General features: G+C 68.6%; 11 protein-coding genes. 4 read left to right on the forward strand and 7 right to left on the reverse strand.

Going from position 1 to position 16,016, the window contains the following annotated elements:
- Positions 1-606: 606 nt before the first annotated feature.
- Genes ACZ4FH_RS26385 through ACZ4FH_RS26400 form a run of 4 tightly spaced genes read right to left on the reverse strand, consistent with a single transcriptional unit; the run spans position 607 to position 9,328 of the window.
- Complete coding sequence (locus ACZ4FH_RS26385) at positions 607-3,381, reverse strand: pPIWI_RE module domain-containing protein (RefSeq protein WP_467307870.1); 2,775 nt, start codon at positions 3,379-3,381, stop codon at positions 607-609.
- Positions 3,382-3,412: 31 nt separating this feature from the next.
- Positions 3,413-6,922: a pPIWI_RE_Z domain-containing protein gene (locus ACZ4FH_RS26390; RefSeq protein WP_467307872.1), complete on the reverse strand. Its 3,510-nt coding sequence runs from the start codon at positions 6,920-6,922 to the stop codon at positions 3,413-3,415.
- Entirely contained in the window at positions 6,915-8,000 is a 1,086-nt protein-coding gene (locus tag ACZ4FH_RS26395) for a pPIWI_RE_Y domain-containing protein (protein ID WP_467307873.1), read from the reverse strand. The genes ACZ4FH_RS26390 and ACZ4FH_RS26395 overlap by 8 nt, the downstream gene beginning before the upstream one ends.
- Before the next feature lie 56 nt (positions 8,001-8,056).
- Positions 8,057-9,328: a PD-(D/E)XK nuclease family protein gene (locus ACZ4FH_RS26400; protein ID WP_467307875.1), complete on the reverse strand. Its 1,272-nt coding sequence runs from the start codon at positions 9,326-9,328 to the stop codon at positions 8,057-8,059.
- A 330-nt stretch (positions 9,329-9,658) separates the two neighbouring features.
- Here ACZ4FH_RS26400 and ACZ4FH_RS26405 point away from each other — a divergent pair, with 330 nt between their 5' ends.
- The gene (locus tag ACZ4FH_RS26405; protein ID WP_467307876.1) at positions 9,659-10,561 is read left to right on the forward strand and encodes a serine/threonine protein kinase; all 903 of its coding nucleotides are present in this window, start codon (positions 9,659-9,661) and stop codon (positions 10,559-10,561) included.
- 30 nt (positions 10,562-10,591) lie between these two features.
- Here the strand turns inward: ACZ4FH_RS26405 and ACZ4FH_RS26410 are convergent, their stop codons facing one another.
- Positions 10,592-13,351, reverse strand: coding sequence for an AfsR/SARP family transcriptional regulator (locus ACZ4FH_RS26410; RefSeq protein WP_467307878.1), 2,760 nt, complete (start codon positions 13,349-13,351; stop codon positions 10,592-10,594).
- A gap of 245 nt (positions 13,352-13,596) precedes the next feature.
- Between ACZ4FH_RS26410 and ACZ4FH_RS26415 the strand changes: the two genes are divergently transcribed.
- The 3 genes from ACZ4FH_RS26415 to ACZ4FH_RS26425 all read left to right on the forward strand — a co-directional run bounded on the left by ACZ4FH_RS26415 (position 13,597) and on the right by ACZ4FH_RS26425 (position 15,101).
- On the forward strand, positions 13,597-13,755 hold the full coding sequence (locus ACZ4FH_RS26415; protein ID WP_467307880.1) for a hypothetical protein: 159 nt from the start codon (positions 13,597-13,599) through the stop codon (positions 13,753-13,755).
- 306 nt (positions 13,756-14,061) lie between these two features.
- On the forward strand, positions 14,062-14,829 hold the full coding sequence (locus ACZ4FH_RS26420) for a hypothetical protein (RefSeq protein ID WP_467307881.1): 768 nt from the start codon (positions 14,062-14,064) through the stop codon (positions 14,827-14,829).
- A 35-nt stretch (positions 14,830-14,864) separates the two neighbouring features.
- The gene (locus ACZ4FH_RS26425; RefSeq protein ID WP_467308041.1) at positions 14,865-15,101 is read left to right on the forward strand and encodes a helix-turn-helix domain-containing protein; all 237 of its coding nucleotides are present in this window, start codon (positions 14,865-14,867) and stop codon (positions 15,099-15,101) included.
- 324 nt (positions 15,102-15,425) lie between these two features.
- Here ACZ4FH_RS26425 and ACZ4FH_RS26430 read toward each other — a convergent pair whose 3' ends face one another.
- Both ACZ4FH_RS26430 and ACZ4FH_RS26435 read right to left on the reverse strand, forming a co-directional pair.
- Complete coding sequence (locus ACZ4FH_RS26430; protein WP_467307882.1) at positions 15,426-15,818, reverse strand: type II toxin-antitoxin system death-on-curing family toxin; 393 nt, start codon at positions 15,816-15,818, stop codon at positions 15,426-15,428.
- Complete coding sequence (locus ACZ4FH_RS26435) at positions 15,815-16,009, reverse strand: ribbon-helix-helix protein, CopG family (RefSeq protein WP_030566796.1); 195 nt, start codon at positions 16,007-16,009, stop codon at positions 15,815-15,817. The genes ACZ4FH_RS26430 and ACZ4FH_RS26435 overlap by 4 nt, the downstream gene beginning before the upstream one ends.
- Between the last annotated feature and the right edge of the window lie 7 nt (positions 16,010-16,016).

The raw sequence follows: 16,016 nt of genomic DNA on the forward strand, positions 1-16,016 counted from the left end.
GCGGGCGATGCGAGGCCGGCTCCGCCGACGGCGGAGCCGATCTCGTAGGCGGTCAAGGTCGTGGCCCTGTCCGCACGCCGCCTGGCCGATCGGCATCGCCCCGGCCCGTAGACCGGGAGCGGTTCGGCGGAATGCCACGCATCAGCGGCACCAGCGCCCAACTGGTCTGCAGGTTGCCACCGGAGGTTCCCCGCCTAGATCAGCAGGCCATTGCTGACACAGACGACATGGAAAATTGAGCCCAACTTACCGGCAATCCAGGACAAATCAAGACACCGCCCTGACCGCGCAACGCACAGTCCCGAAAGGCGCATTTCACTGATTCACCCATGTCAGCCTGGACCCATTCACGCATAGCCCCGAATCCCAAGACCGGGCCATTTACGTCCCGCAATCATGCATCTAGCAGGAAGGACAGCGATTCCCCTGATAACCCATCAGCACAGGCACCAAATGAGCGTCACGGAAGACGCCCAATGATCCTAACAAGGAGTGCACCAGAACCCGTCCCCGTGGTCATGTTCAGGCTTCGGTGCCCACACAAGGGAAACATTGATCCTTGTCAGCATCGATCGTTCGGGACGCCCCATCCAGGTGGCACATCGCTCAGGAAGCAGATGACGTACTCCCCTCTGACTTCGTTCCCGCCACCGGAAGCACGTACTCACCGGCGAGACGCGCCCAGTGCAGCGGGAGAGGCCGAGCGAGCGGCGGATAGTCGTCGTGGTAGCGCAGCTGGTGCGTGAGCGTCGCCCACTCCGCCGGCCGGTCGGGCAGGTCACCCGCACTCGCACGCCCCGAGTCCGTCAACGCCTTCTCCGACAGACAGCCGAGCACGGTGATCTCCAGTTGCCCAGGGTTCCACGCGGTCTTCCCGGGCGCGGTCCGGCCCTGTGTCGTGGGCACCAGCTTCATGAGCCCCTTCGGCAGTTTCGCCACCGTGTGCGGCTTCGAGGCCGTACTTGCGAAGACACGGCCCTCCGTGTCCGCCGTCCCCCACACACCCTCGGCGAAGCCGACCCCGTCATCGGTGTCGTGGGCGTACCACTCCGGCACTTCACCCCGGGCGTTGGCGTCCCGGACGAGCAGCACCCGCAGATCGTGGCCGTAGAGCGTGTGCCGCTGGGCGGGCTCGGCCCCGAAGCTGAGCATGTCACGGTCCAGTGCACCGTTGCGCAGGCCAGGCCAGCTCTGGCGCAGATTGCCGGCGTCCGCCAGCAGCAGCGTCGGGCGGTCTCGGAGCTGGAAGAGCAGTGCCCGGATCTGCTGCTCGGTCTCCCGCTGCCGGTCCTGCTCCACGCCTGAGCGGGCAGCGGGCCGGGATCCTCCGCGGGCTGCCGAAGCATCGACGCGCTTCCCCGTGCCGGTCTCCTTCCCGCCGCTCGCCGCCGGTTCCCGTGCTTGGGAGAGCAGCAGCAACAGCTTCGGATACGGCACCCATTCGGCTCGCTCTGCGTCCCACCCCTCGATGACGCCCGTTCCGTCGCCGGGGCGCACCCGCACCGCCACCAGCCGGTGGACGGGGCATCGTGTGGGCCCCTTCCTGGTGTGGCGTACGAGCCAGAGCGCCGCGTACTGAAGGTCGCCCGGAACCCCGGCTCCCACCCGGTGGGCGGGCGGGCTGATGGCGCCCAGCTGCCGGAAGGCGTCCAGCCAGGTCCACTTGGCCCGGTGTTCCAGAGAGCTGTCGGTGTCATCGGGAGAGTTCACGAACTGGGTCAGCCGTCCCTGCCGTGCCCAGGCGATGCGCAGCGCGTGCTTGGGGTCGGAGTCCGGGACGGCGGCGAAGCGCTCCTTGCCGGCAATCTCCGTGATCACGACTCCGGCCCCGCCGAGGAGCGGGTTCGCCCGGTCCGCCACGAGCCCGCAGCGCCCTTCGATGGCCTCGGCCAGCCGGACGGCCTTGAGGCGCCCGCGGGCTCGGGTGGTCGGCAGGGCTTCGGCCAAGGACCCCGCGGGCCGGGCCCGGACGCGGATGTCGACCCCCTCGCACTGCCACTGCCAGGTCTCCCCGTCGGCCGACGGCACTTGCTGCCCGGCGGGTAGTCCAATGAGCTTGGGCAGCTCGGCGAGCAGCGTCGCACGGGTTTCCGGGCACTGCCAAAAAACGTCGATCTCCAGGGGGCGGCCGTTCAGTGCGCGTGTCAGCGCCGCCCGCCGTTGCAGAGCCAACTGGGCGTCGCGGACACCCGGCCCGCGTTCGGCGCCGGAACGGGGCAGCAGGGAGGGTGTGTTGCTCCGGGTGACGCGCGTGAGGTCGGGGACCCGGGTCAGCAGGGGGCGCAGCCCTTCCTCGACCCAGGCGTCCAGATCCGCCCGCTCCCGTGGCATCAGCCCGGGCCCGACCTCGTGCGGGCCGATCGACGGGTGGTAAACGATGCCGGCGGCCACGTCCCCGGAACCGTTGATCCAGCGTTCGGGGTCGGAGAAGAGCACTTCGGGCCGGGGGTAGTTGCGCACGATGTCCAACTCGGGCACAAGTGGTGCGGGGCTGTGCCGACGCCAGGCCAGCTGCTTCGACCGCCGGTCATAGCCCAGCGTGTTCACCATAAGCCGGTGGCCCCGGTCCGGCCCTTCCGGCCACGGCAGTGGAGCGTCGAGCAGGACGGTCGTACCGCCGAGTTGGTGGGGGCGTACGTTCAGTTGGGTGGCCCACCGGCGTACCTGCGTGGACACATGGACGCGGAAACGCGGGGCGAACGGCACGGTGTGGACGGTGATGGTAAGGCAGGCCGAGTAGTACCAGGTCTGCCCGCGGCGCTCGTAGCGCTGAGGCGGCCAAGAGACGAGTCGCGCGCCGTCACTCGAGCTCTCGACACGGAAGTGGAGTGTGCTGCCGCCCGTACGGAAGCTCCGGGCGGCCAGCCGGGAGGCGATCCACTCGGGCAGCAGGCTGTAGAGTCGCGCGGCGGGTTCGGCGGTTCCGCCCGCCGAGAGCACACTCTCGGTGAGGTCGACCCATTCCGTCTCCCAGTGGGGCAGACATACCGTCCCGGCCTGGTCGCCGGAGCGGAGCCTCTCCTCGAAATCGGCGCCCTCCGAGTCGTCGTCCTCCCGGTGCATGCCCGCCGCCCAGGCTCCTACCACCGGGGCCAGCACGTCCAGCGGGACGGCGTCCCGCGCGTAGAGCCACGGCAGACGGCCATCCGTCCCGGCGTTGCGGCCGGTCGCGATGACTCCCGGCGCCAACGCCTGGAGCAGGGAGTTGAGCCTGCGCACGGGGAGCCGACGGAAGTGGACGGGGTTCTTGTCCGTCTCGGCATGCATCCTGGAGAGCTCGGCGTGCAGGTCCTCACCGAGCCGCAGCACTTTCATCTCCTCCCGCCAGAATCCGTGGAGCGGATCGGGTTCGTAGGCCGCGACGCGAATGTGGTGGTACACGGAATTACCTCCTGGGGCAGGGGTTCGGCGCTTACGGGTGTGCGGGTACGTCGGCGAGCAGGCGGGTGAGCATGCTGCGCAGTGGCGCGTACAGGGCACGGACGATGAACTGCTTCTCCGCGATCGTCGTGCCGCCGTCGAAATACGGGTCCAGGACGGCAAGGACGCTGTGCAGCAGGCTGGATTCGGAGGTGTCGGGCCGCGCCGGCACGGCGCTGCGGTTAGGGGCGAAGGCTGCATCGACGAAGACCACCCGGGCCGGTACGCCACCGCGTACCAGTCGCCCGATCACCTGCCACAACAGGACCAGCATGTCCCAGGTGACCTGTTCCCGTACATCGTCGTCGAGACAGCTCCACGCCATGGAACGGGCGAGTACCTGGTACCAGTACGAACGGGCGAGGCGGCGGAACTCCTCCGCTCCTTGCTCGACGGTGGGTTGTCCCTGTACCAGGGTGGCGAAGTCACCGCCGGTGACGGCGCGGACGACCCAGTCGTTGACGGCGTTGACGGCCAGGTGAAGGTCCTCCGGGTGCGGATGCGGCCGTGCCAGGAAGTAGACCGTTCCAATGGCCGCCTCGTCGTCCTCGTTGAGAATGTTGTGGCCGCGTTCCAGCGCGAGGAGGGGCGCCACCAGGATGTCCGCTTCGAGGTCCTTCAGGTGCTCGACGTCACCCCGGCGCAGTGATCGGGCGTGGTACGCGGACGGCGCCTCGTCCTCCGCGGTGATCTCCTCGTCGTCCGACACCAGGCACAGCACCTTGTTGTGCCAGCGGACGTTGAGGTTGTGCAGTGTGTCGGCCACCACACGTGCCTCGGCATAGCTGCCGACCAGCAGGAGGATCTGGTCGCGCCCCGGAGGAAGAGAGAGCAACTCTTGCTGGAGCGGGCCACCTTCAGTGACCTCGTACTCGTCTCCGCCCTCGCCCAGATGGCACGCGATGCGACGCAACTTCTCCGGGCGGTCGTCCGGATGGGTTCCCGACATGCGCAGCTTCTCGTCGCCGTCGTCGATGAACTCGAAGCGCATGGAGCTCTCGTTGGCGATGCGTTCGGTCACTTCGGCCGGCGGTTCGATGACCACACCGACCGGGACACAGACGTGGTAGCGGCTGGACGCGCCCGCCCAGCTGCTGCCCGACATGAGCAGCAGGTGGGCACCGGGCCTGCCGTCGACGGAGGTGAGATCGGGGATGGCGCGCAGCAGCTCACGTCCGACGCCGCTGCACCGGAAAAAGGTCAGTTCGCCACTGCGGACTCCGCCCGTGTCCTCACCCGGGACCCGGAACTGGAAGCCGAGCACATTGCCCATCGGTGCCTCGGGCACCATCGGGCCGTAGTCGAGCGGCCGGCGGTACATCGTGTTGAAGCCCAGGCTGAGGGCGGCCTCGACGCGGGGCCACATGGCGTTGATCATGGCGAGCCGTGGTTCCAGGGCGCTGAGCAGCAGTGTGAACTCGAAGCGCTCCGCAAGTTGTTTCCGCCATTCCGCGGGAGTCTGGGGCGGAGGCTTGGCCTTCCTGCGGCGTCCGCGCTTCTTCTCCTGTTCCTCCTCCTCGCGCCGCCACTTGTCGTACGCCTCCTGGTACTTCCGCTGCCGGGCAGCCATGTACTTCGGGTCGATGGCGAAGACCTCGTCCATGACCTCGGTGAGGCGGCGCCGGGTGTTCTCCGGGTTGCCGGTGTGGAGCAGTTCGTTGAGGAGGGTGGTCAGCCGGCCGAAGTCCTCCTGCGTCCTGCGGTGACGGTCGCCGAAGGGGTTGTCCCGGAACGCGTCGAGCAGTTTCCCGAGGGCCTCGCGAGGGGCGTGATGAGGGTGGTCCCGACCGCTGTCGTCGGGGAGTTCGTAGCGTTCGTCGAGGAGCCCCAGCTGGAGCGTCCAGGCGCTGAAGTAGCCCGTCCGCACCCACTTGCGCAGCTCGTACCCGGCGACGAGCATCGCGTACAGCCGGTCGGTGGCCGCGCCTGCGGTGTTGAGCGCGGCGGCGAAGGTCTCGACGTCCCTTTCGGAGAGCTGGGTGCGTCCACCGGCCGCAAGTTCCCGGATCTTGTGCCGACTCAGCTGGTCGATGAGGCCCTTGTCCTCGTCGCTGGCGAGGACCACGGCGGGTGCGAAAGTCCGGTCGAGCTGCATCTGGACACGGTCGGCCTCGTCGATGATCACGAGGTCACTACGGCGGCAGGCGAGTTCGAGAAAGCGGATGCGCTCACCGTTCTGAGGGCGGGGCGGCGAGGCGTCGATCAGCCCGGCCGGCGTGGCCACCCAGATCAGGGCGCCGACCAGGGTACGAGCTCCGTGATGGCGGGGACAGGCGGACCAGTACGGGCAGCTCGTCACCCTCTTCTGCCACTCGGAGTGCCGTCCGTCGCTCGGGTCACGCCGCAGGGCCGAAGGGGGCCGGAGCCGTGAGCAGGGTGCCTCGCCGTAGGCGAGCGGTTCGGTCGTCGACGTGGCGCCCTGCCGTATGACATTGAGCAGGCAGGATGTGCCGAGGTAGGCGAAGGCGGGGTCGTCGTGGGCGAGCAGTCGGTGCTCGCCCCGGCCCGCCAGCCGACGGTGCAATCGCTGGGCGTGCCGCTCACGGCCCGAGGAGCCGAGCACGGGTGCGGCGGCGCCGTCGGTGTAGAGGTCGTAGAGCCGGACGAGCTTCAGCACCTCCGCGACATCGGTGACGACGATGGTGGTGCGCTTGCCCAGCTTGGCGAGATGTACGGCGATGATGTCGCGCAGTGTGCTCTTGCCGGCGCCGACGATGCCGAGCAGATGCTGGATGCCGTCGACCGTGAAGGCGAAGTCCTCGTCCTTCCTCGCCTTGTGGAAGGTTCCGTTCTCGTTGGTGGACAGGTCGAACGACCGTAGCCGCTCCAGCCACCGTGGTGCCCGGCCCTTGCCGGAGCGAGCGTGCTGGGCGTCCATCTCCGCCGCCGTGCGCTCCAGGTTCTCCCTGGTGAAGATCAGGGGCTCGCCGCCGCCGGCCGGTTCCAGGTCCATGTCGTGAGCGACGAGGGGGATGTGGGGGACCGGCGGCAGGTCGACGACGGCCATGGTGCGACTGACGGGGAAGGCGTGCGGGCCCTGACCCGCGGCCTGCAGGCGCCTGCCCGCCAGCGGTGGTGCGGCACGCAACAGTTGTTCGTAGGCGGAGAAGCGGTCACCGGCGACGGAGAGGTCGCGGCGGACAGCGGGTGTCTCGTCGTCCGGTACGTCGTAGGCGCGCACCCTGGGGTCGAACCTCTGGTAGGTGTCCAGCGCCTCCAGCCAGGCACGGCTCCGGCGCAGCGTCCACAGCGAGTACCTGGCGATACGCAAGGTCTTTGCCGCATCGGATGGCAACGCTGCCCGGTGCGCCTCGGCGAACCCGTACCCGCTGAACAGCACCCAGGCGCTGCCCGCAGGGCTGCCCGGCATCATCTTCTCCTGGAGGTAAAGGCCGAGTTCGACCTGGCAGAGGGTTTCCAGCGCTCGCTGGGACACGGAGGACGCCAGGAATGCTTTGAGCGCGTTGAACACGTCGGTCAACGGCGGGGTGAGACTACGCATTGTCCTTCTCCTCTCGCCGAGCCCATCCCAGGCCGGACACAAGATCTATGGGGGTGGTGAGCACCAGTCGGTCCCGCAGGAGCGCGGGAAGGGCGTCGGCGAAGGCCTGCCTGTAGCCGTCCCGTCCGGCAAGCGCGTCGGGGACCACGACGAGGGTGCGGTCCGCAAGGGGCGCGCTGTCGGTGAGATGGGCTGCAAGGAGCGCCGGCTGAAGGCGGTCGTACACCTGGATGTCCACGATGCGGGGGCCGGTGTCCCTGAGCCGGTAGGCGGGCAGAAGACCGGCCAGGGTCTCGTAGGCGACTTCGGCGCGCTCCAGTGCCTCCCGGACGGCTTCGTCGGTGCGGTGCGGCAGTACGAGGTACCACCGCAGCGAGCGCTGCAGGATCCACGCCTGGTCCGGGTCACGGATGAGCCGCGGACGGGCGTCGCGCGGGCAGTCCTCCCCCTCGCACCAGACTTCCGCGCCGGTGCCGGACGGTTCGGGTACGGGCACGGCACTGCCCCTGGGCAGCGCGGGGAGCCTGCACGAGGGGCAGTACAGGAAGTCTCCGTCGACGAGCAGGAACTCGGGCAACGGACCGTAGAGGTTCTTGACCCGGCTCCAGACCGCCCTGCTCCAACCCGGCGCGAAGCGGTCCTGCTGGTGGACGACCGGGTGACGCGTCAGGAACGCCCTGCACGGCCGGTAGCGTTCCTCTGTTCCACTCCTCGCGTGCAGGTCCCCGAGGAGCGCGCGGGCGTGGCCCGCCACGCCTCCGTCCGGTCCGTGCGAGGCCACCTCGAGACACGACCGGGTCGCCATCCGGCCGACCCGGTGCACCAGCACGGTGCCCGGCGAGACCAGGGAGGTGGGGACCGCGAAGAGCGGGTCGTCGGACGGTCTGGTCCGACACCACTCCCACAGCTCCGGAAGACCGCTCGGCGGCGCCTCCCCCACATCGAGGCAGCGCATCACCGTGTGATCCAGCGCCCGCTGGGCGAGGCCGGGATAGGGCAGGGTGAAGGAACGGAGCCCTTGGAGCTCGGAGAGAGCCGCCACCATGCGGGCGAGTTCACCGAAGAGGGCGCTGCCCACGCCCTCGGGCGCCTCGCCGGCGTCCGGTCGATCGGCCCAACCGGTCGGCCCCACCCTCATGCCGCGGCCTCGCCGACGGACGACGCCGTGCACCAGCGCGCCACTTCGCACCGCTCGCAGGAACGTCCGGGCCGGGCCGCGTACTGGTCGTCCCCGTGCCATTCGGCCACCATCGCCCGCAGTACCTTCTCGGCGGTGACCCGATTGGCCGGGGCGAAGGGATCGATGATCTCCAGGTCGGCTCCGCCGGGGCGCAGCACCTCCAGCTCGACCCGCGCGCGGAACGGATCACCGCCCAGGTCACCGCGGGCGATCAGCACGACGGCCAGGGCCAACTGCGGATAGCGCTCCAGCAGGGGGCGGTCGGACCGCCGATCGGTGACGGAGGTCTTGGTCTCGCGCCACACCCATGACCCGGCGTCCCGGTAGAGCAGGTCGGGCGCGGCCAGAACAACCACGTCGGCGGCTGTGTCGTGCCGCACCACCCGGGGCTCGGTCCGCACATCCGTACCGTCCCCGACGTACCGCAGCGGACAGACCGCGGCGTGGCGCCGCAACAGCTGAACGCCGAGGGCGCGTTCGTGTGCGGGCAGGTCGAATCCCTCCGGTACCCAGTCCTTCGGGATCTCGACCGTGCAGGGCCGAGGCGATCCGTGGGCGTGCCGTTCGGCGAGGAAGGCGTGCAGCGCCCGGCCTCGCTCGGCCGTCACCTCGCGTTCGACGGAGTCCGCCGGGGGCAGGTGCAGGCGACGCATATGGTCACGCGCGGGGCAGGCTCGGTAGGCCCGCCCGTTGGTGACCGACCAGGTGCGGCGGGGCCGGTCGTGCGCCTCGATGCCCAGCAGTCCGGGCGCTGTACGCAGGGCCGGGCACACCGACAGGTAGGGGCATCCACCACAGGCGGCCCCCGGGCGGTACTCCCGTCCGTCCAGTACGCCGGCCAGGGCAGTGGGGCCGTGTTCGCGGTACCGGGCACGCGCCTCTTCCCGGCTTCCCGCGAAGAGTTCCCGCGTACGGCCGTCGAAGAGCGCGAACTCCACGATCCGTACATGCTCCGGCGGTGGTCCGGGGGCGCCCTCGGCCAGCACCAGGGCGACGGCCGCAGTGAACCCGTCGGGCGGCAGGTCCCGCAGGCGGTGCACGGGGAGACGAAGCTCGCGGTAGGCACCATCGGGGGAGGCCAGGCAGCGGCCCCACACGGTGAGGCGATACTCCTGCGCGTCGCGCGGGTCGGGACCGGACGGCCGGTAGCGGTAAGTCCACGGCTCGGGCACCTCGTGCAGGGGGCGTTCCGGATCGAGGGGGAAGGCCGCCTCGTACAACGTCACGCCGTGGTCCGACCAGGTCCGCAGACCGTCGTGCATAGAGCCGGTACGTGTCCGGGGCGGGTGGCCGGCAGGCCCCGAACGGATGTCGCAGGCAGCCATGAAGGGGCCCAGAGCGAAGTGCTCCAACCGCTCACGGCGCCGCGGTACGGGGTCGGTGGTGTGGTAGCCGCGGGTCTTGAGAGCGTCAGCGGCGGGGCATCGGAACTCTCCTCCCTTGAACATTCCGGCGGATACCGTGATGACGTCGGACGTGCGGGTCACCCCGTCGGGGGGCAGCCATGGCTGTGACATTTCATGCTCCATTTCCGTACGGAGGAAGGGTGAATGGCCGTGAGGGAGATCGAGGAGGTCGGCGAGGTGGAAAGGCGCTACGAAGTGCTGGACATGGTCGGCGACGGCGGCCAGGGCGATCTTTTTCTCGGGCGTGACCGCAACAGCGGGCAGAAGGTGGCGTTGAAGCTTCAGAAGGCCCGGGACCTCGGACCCGAGAGCGATTTCCACTGGGCCGGGGATGAACTCCTCGAAGAGGGAAAACGCATGATGATGCTGACGGGAATCCAGGCGATTCCCGAAGTCATCGCCACGGGGACACACCGGCGACGCCGGTGCCTGGTCATGGAATTTGTCGAAGGGCATCAACTGCAGAAGGTGCTGTCTGCGGCACTGCCCGTTAAGGATCCTGGGACCGTTGCGGCCGTCATCGGCCAACTGTGCGAAATTCTGGCAGAAGTCCACGACCGGAATCTGGTGCACTGCGACCTCAAACCCGAGAACGTCATCGTGCAGCCGGACGGCCGTCTCCGGCTCATTGACATGGGCCACGCGGTCGTGGCGGATCAGAAGACGGAATGCGCACGCGGCACGCGCGGCTGGGCCTCCCCCGAGCAGTCCGACGCGTGCCGGCCAGGTCTGACGCGGCAGGCGGATATCTTCGCACTCGGCTGCATTTTGCTGGAGATGACCGTGATGCGCCTTCCCTACGGCGGACAGGAAGAGCGGGCGGAAGAGGGCACCCCGGTGCTGCCGGCCGACCGGCTCGCCAAACTACCCCCGGAGTTCGCCTCCCTGGCGCTGTGGATGGTCCGGTGGAAGGCGGCGGAACGCCCCGCGGATGTCCGTGACGTATTCGACCAGCTCCGCTGCTACCTGCCCCAGCTAGGCTCGCGACGGCCGTCGAAGCCCCTGCGCCCGGACCCGACCGAGTACTACCGCACGTATCCGCCCCGGCTTTGACAGTGAGCCAACGGCCGCCGACCGAGCGGGTCACCTCAGCCCTTCCAGCCGCTCTCGGACCTCCCGCACCCCCTCACGATCCATCCGCTCACGCAGCACGATGACTCTCTCCAACTCCCGCACCGCCGCGTCGGTGTCGCCTGCGGCCACCAGGACATCAGCGAAGAGCATCCGTACCTTGTCCTCGTTGGGCCAGTTCTCCTGTTCGCGGTAGATGCCGGAGGCCTGCCGGAACAAGGTGATGGCCTCGTCCCGTTCGGAACGGGCCAGGTGCACCTTGGCCAGGGTGAACAGCACATCGGCCAGACCGCTGCGCTCCGTCGTGCGCTCCACCACGCCCAGGGCGTCGGCGCACCGGCGGAGCGCCTGCTCGTGCACGCCCCGGTCGAGGTCGATCGCGCCGAGAACGTTCAGAACAGCCGCCTCCCCGACCCGGTCGGACGCCTCCCGGCACAACTCCAGTGCGCGGCCCAGCGCTTCCTCCGCACCCGTCCGGTCACCCTGCTTGCGCAGGGTGAGTCCGAGCCGGTGCAGCGTGCGGGCCAGACTCAGCCGCCCTTCCGCGCTGCGGTCCTCCTCGCTGAGCCGGACGGCCCTGCGCAGGTTGCCCACAGCCAAGTCGTACTCGCCGAGCCTCCAGTGAGTCCCTGCCAGCGACCGGTGGACCATGGCGCGATCGACCGGGCCGGCGACGGCTTCCGCCGCCTCGGCGGCGTACCGGAGGTTCTGCCGAGCATCATCGAGCAGGCGACGGCGCCACTGGTAAATAACCAGGGCCATCGGAAGCAACCACACGTACCGGTCGATACGCTGATTGATCGCTAAGCGAATGCCTCGCTGGACGGCGGGGTACTCCTCGTCCAGGAACGCCATTGCCTCCGCGAGGTCCGCGAGGTCGGTGACCCTGACCGCTCCGGGCTCACCAGTTGGCAGAGTGCGTTCACGATCGAGCACCCGGTCGCAGGCTCGGACGTTGTGCAGTTGGTGTTCCAGCACCTGCTGTACGGTCGTCCGCTCGATCTCCACGGCCTCTCCGTCCGGCACTGGACGCACGTACCGAAGGGCGAAGGCCCGCACGAGGTCGTGCAGCCCGTAGCGATCACCGTGATGTTCCACGAGGTTCGCCGCCACGAGGTCCACCAGGGCCCGGTCGGTACGCGTCCCCTCGCCCACTGCCCGTCCCAGGTCCATCACCGCCTCCCAGGAAACGCTGGGCCCGGGGTGGACGGCGAACTGCCACAGCAGCAGTCGAGCTTCCTCGTTCAGCACGCGCACGGAGCAGTTGAGTGCTGCGCGGACCGACAGTTCGTGCTCGGGCCGGTCCAGGGTGTCCAGCATCGCCCGCTTCCGCTCATCCTTCATCTCCTGCACCAGGGCAGGGAGGGTGCGCAGCGGACGCGCACCACCTTCCAGGAGCCGGGCCACCACCACAAGGGCCAGCGGCAGTCGGCCACAGAGATCGACAAGTTCACTGAAGGCCATGGCGTGCTTGACCCGGTCCTCCGTTGACACCTTCTCCTGGAGCACCTCCAAGGCGTCCGCCTCGTGCAGCGGCTCCATCTTGCGGAACAGCACCCTTCTCTCGGACTGCAGCCGCAAGAGGTCGTTGCGACTGGTGACGATCACAGCGCAGGTCCCGTCTCCAGGAAGCAGCGGCAGCACCTGCTGGGCGCTGAGCGCGTCGTCGAGGACGATGAGCACCGACCGGTGGGCCAGCGCCGACCGCAACGCGTTGCTCTTGCTCTCCGTTCCGGTCACTGTGGTGTAGGGCGGCAGCGTGGCCAGAAAACCGTCCAGGATCTCGTCCGGTTCGGCGGGCCGCACGTCTCCGTCGGCGAATCCGTTCAGTTCGCCACGCAGCACCCCGTCGGGAAACCGCTCCCGCAGCCGACCGGCGAGATTCTCGGCCACCGTGGTCTTCCCGACACCCGCCATGCCGCTGATCAGGACCAGCGCCAGATTGCCGGCATCCTGTTCCTCGCACACGGCCTCCAAGAGGTCGCCGATCAGCTCGTCCTGCCCGATCGGCTCACGCCGGCCGCCGGGCAACTGGTCCGGAACAGGGGGAAGGAGCACCCCGCCAGGCCGGCCGTTCTCTCCCCGGACCTGGTCGATGGCGCTCTGTACACCGACATCCGCTTTTCCGTTGCGCTTCTCCCACTTCTTGATGAGCCGCTCACGCTGGGAATCCGGCAGGTCTGCATGGGCGAGCAAGTAGAACCGGAAGATCTGGGGCAATTCCGGAGCGCGCTCGAACCATTTCTCCGTCTCTTCGCGCAGCCATTTGGCCTCCCTGGACTTGTAGGCGGCGTCCAGCCGCGCATACACGGCGGCCATCAACTCGGCCCGTAGCTCCTCCCGACGCAAGTGGAAGCCGGCCTCGGACAGTCCGTGCAACGGTTCGTCCTCGCCGTTCCACTCCTCCAAGGCCGCACCGAGCAGCTCGAACTGCGCTTTGCAGGTCAGCCCCTCAGCCTGCTTCACTTTTGCGCGGAATCGGAGCAGGTCGACGTCCCCCACCGGCACGCGGAGCGTGCAGTAGCCCGACTTGCCGCCATGGGGCACGGACTCCCGGCCCAGCCGCTTCCGCAGGTCGGCGACGACGCGGTCTACCAGATCGCCGACGTCCTCGACGCCCTCCCAGAGGACTTGGGCGATGTCCTGCCTCTTACATCGACAGTCTGGCGAGGTCACCAGGAGCGCGAACAGGGCCGCTACCTTCGACCCTTCGACCACCCTCCTGCCGCCGCCCCCTTCGGCTCGCACCGGGCCCAGCACGTACCCCTCCATCGCCCTCCCCCTCACCGCGCCGCAGTCAGTGATCCGGCCCCTCGCCGACGCTCCTTCATCAGTGCGCCGTGCTGTGCCACTTCACACGCGATTGCTTCTTCACGCCCCCCTTGGACTCAGTTATCCCTCAGTTTTCGCTCTGCGGCCCCGCTTCACCCCCGGGCACGATGGCACCAGCCGCTCACAGAAGCACAAAACGGCGGCTTAGCCATCCATCGACTCATCAGAGAGGAACTGCGAACCCGATGAACAGCCGTCAGCGCAACCGCCGGGCAGCCCGTCTGCGCCAGTCCCCCGACTGGCCGCCGAGCCGCCGCCGGCGCCCGGCCGTCCGGACCGAGGACACCACCCCGACGACCCCGCCCACCGAGGCGCCGGATACCTCGTCCTCCGAGACCGCCTGAGCGCAACAGTTCGTGGGTGCCCGTTCTGCACGGGCACCCACCAGCCTCCCGAACTTCGTCACCAGCGAACTCGCGGCCTGGCTGCCGCGTTTGCTACACGCTCGTGGTCAAGGACGGCGTTACCTGGTCGAGAAGACCACTACCGCATACTCACGCATCAAAGCGAGGCTGATGGGACTCATGTCCACTTGATGCGCATATCAGTCGGTACCCCCTCTCGTCACAGAGCCCATCTCGTCCAGCATCTCGATATCTCCAGCACCTCCAGACTCGGCTTCCCGCAGTCCGAAGAAAGGACATTTCCTGATGTATCCACCACACAGCAGTGCGTTCGCCTCAGTGAGGCGGCACTTCGACGATCCCCGGATCAGTGACGCGGTCTTCGTGCTCGTCCCCACGGACGCCGACGAGGCTGATCCGGTCCGGCTGACCGCCACCGAGACGCACGAGGCCCTGTACGGCCCCGGCTCCGACCCGCAGTTCGCCACCGCGGTCTGGAAGGAGGTCATCCGCACGGCGCAGAGCGACCTGTCTCCGGACAGCACGGGGAAACTCCTGGCTATCTGGCTGGCTCTGCCCCGGTTGACCGGGACGGTTCACCGGGTCTGCACGCGCCTGCGGGCCGACCGGTCGGACGTGGAGGCCGAGATGGTCCTGGCTCTCCTGGAGAAGTTGGCGGATCGGGACGGCGCGAGCCGTCTCACCGACTCCTCCCTGCTGCATGTGGCGCGCGCCAGGGCGTGGCATCTCGGCCGGGAGGGGCTGCGGGAACTTCCCTCCACCCAGATCGAACGCATCACCGAGGAACGCGCTCTCACCGCGTCCGGCGAGGAGGCGGACGTTCCGGCGACGGAAGGCCTGGACGTACGGGTCGACCGTCCGGACGGCCCGGACGGGCTGTACGCACCGCTGCGTTTCCGGGTGCGCCCGGAGCATCTGCGCCGCCAGGGAATCCTCATCGACACCGACGACGAGCCGCAGGGCCGCTCGGCGGGTCACAGCCCCGGAAAGAGGCGAAGGCCCGGGCGCCGCGCGAACACCCGGCCGGTGCGCCCTGCGGGGAGGCGAGGGTGAAGGACCCGGAAGAGGGCCGCCTCAGTTTCACGGAGATGTTCGACCTGCCCGTCGCAGTGGACCTGCGCACGGCGGCCCGAGCGCTCGGAATCGGCTCGACGACCGCGTACCGGTTGATCCGCGAGCACGAGTTCCCCTGCCCCGTCCTCCGCATCGGACGTAGGTACAGGATTCCGACCAACGAGCTGATGCGTGCCCTGGGAATCGAGGACCGCCCGCTGTACAGCGTGGACCTGGAAGAGGACACGAACGATCAGAGCGTCGGCTTCTGACGGTAACCACCGTGCGGTTCCGTGGCCTCGGCCGCGGAGCCGCACGGCCCTGCCCCCTATAACGGGCCGTTCGGCGCCGACGTGCGCCGCACGGTTCTCCACGGTTGCTCGGCAATCGAAGGACGAAGGTATGCCCTCCCGCTTCTCCGAGCGGTTCTGCGGCCGACAGCCCGCGCGCGTGGGTCAATTCGTGAACCCGCCGGCGACCACCGACCCGAGCTACGGCGAGCATGCCTGAACGAATGGGTCGGCCCCCCAGCTGACTGCCGGAAGCCAGCACCGCTCCCAGAACCTCGTTCCGTCCCGTACCCACGACGTCGAACGTCAGGAAACGGGGAACCAGACCGACAGGCGCTTGGCAATATCCGGCACATCGATGTTGTCCTGCGCGACGTCCTCGACGAACGGGCCAGCCACGGAGACGGGCGGTGGGGCGGTACTGGCGCTGACACCGTTGAACCGCAGGAAGACACGCATGGCAAGCCAGGCGGTGCGCTTGTTGCCGTCGATCAGCGCGTGATTGCGAGCGACGGAGTGCAACAGCGCCGCCGCCTTCTCATGGAGCGTGGGATACAGCTCGGCCCCGAACACGTTCGTCCGGGGCCGTTCGATCGCTGACACCAAGAGTCCCATGTCACGCACGCTGTGCTCGGTACCGTTAACCGTGCGAGCGATGGCCAGGATCTCGTCGATATGGATGTAGCGCGCTTGGGTCACTTCAGGTAGTCCAGGATCTCCGCATCGCTGTCCATCAGCTCGGCCAGGACGTCATCGACCTTCAGCTCGGCCCGGTGCTGGGCGTCACGGATGGCCTCGATGGCAAGTTCCTGCTTGCTGCGACCCTCTCGACGGGCCCGCTCGGTGAGCTTCGCGTCAAGGTCTTCGGGGAGTCGGAGTGTCATAGCCATACAGGAA

This window comes from Streptomyces sp. NPDC024555, from assembly GCF_055559335.1.

Coding starts and splice junctions, on each gene's coding strand:
- ACZ4FH_RS26390 (WP_467307872.1), bottom strand. CDS start 6,922: ATGCGTAGTCTCACCCCGCCGTTGACCGACGTGTTCAACGCGCTCAAA.
- ACZ4FH_RS26410 (WP_467307878.1), bottom strand. CDS start 13,351: ATGGAGGGGTACGTGCTGGGCCCGGTGCGAGCCGAAGGGGGCGGCGGC.
- ACZ4FH_RS26415 (WP_467307880.1), top strand. CDS start 13,597: ATGAACAGCCGTCAGCGCAACCGCCGGGCAGCCCGTCTGCGCCAGTCC.
- ACZ4FH_RS26420 (WP_467307881.1), top strand. CDS start 14,062: ATGTATCCACCACACAGCAGTGCGTTCGCCTCAGTGAGGCGGCACTTC.
- ACZ4FH_RS26425 (WP_467308041.1), top strand. CDS start 14,865: ATGTTCGACCTGCCCGTCGCAGTGGACCTGCGCACGGCGGCCCGAGCG.
- ACZ4FH_RS26435 (WP_030566796.1), bottom strand. CDS start 16,009: ATGGCTATGACACTCCGACTCCCCGAAGACCTTGACGCGAAGCTCACC.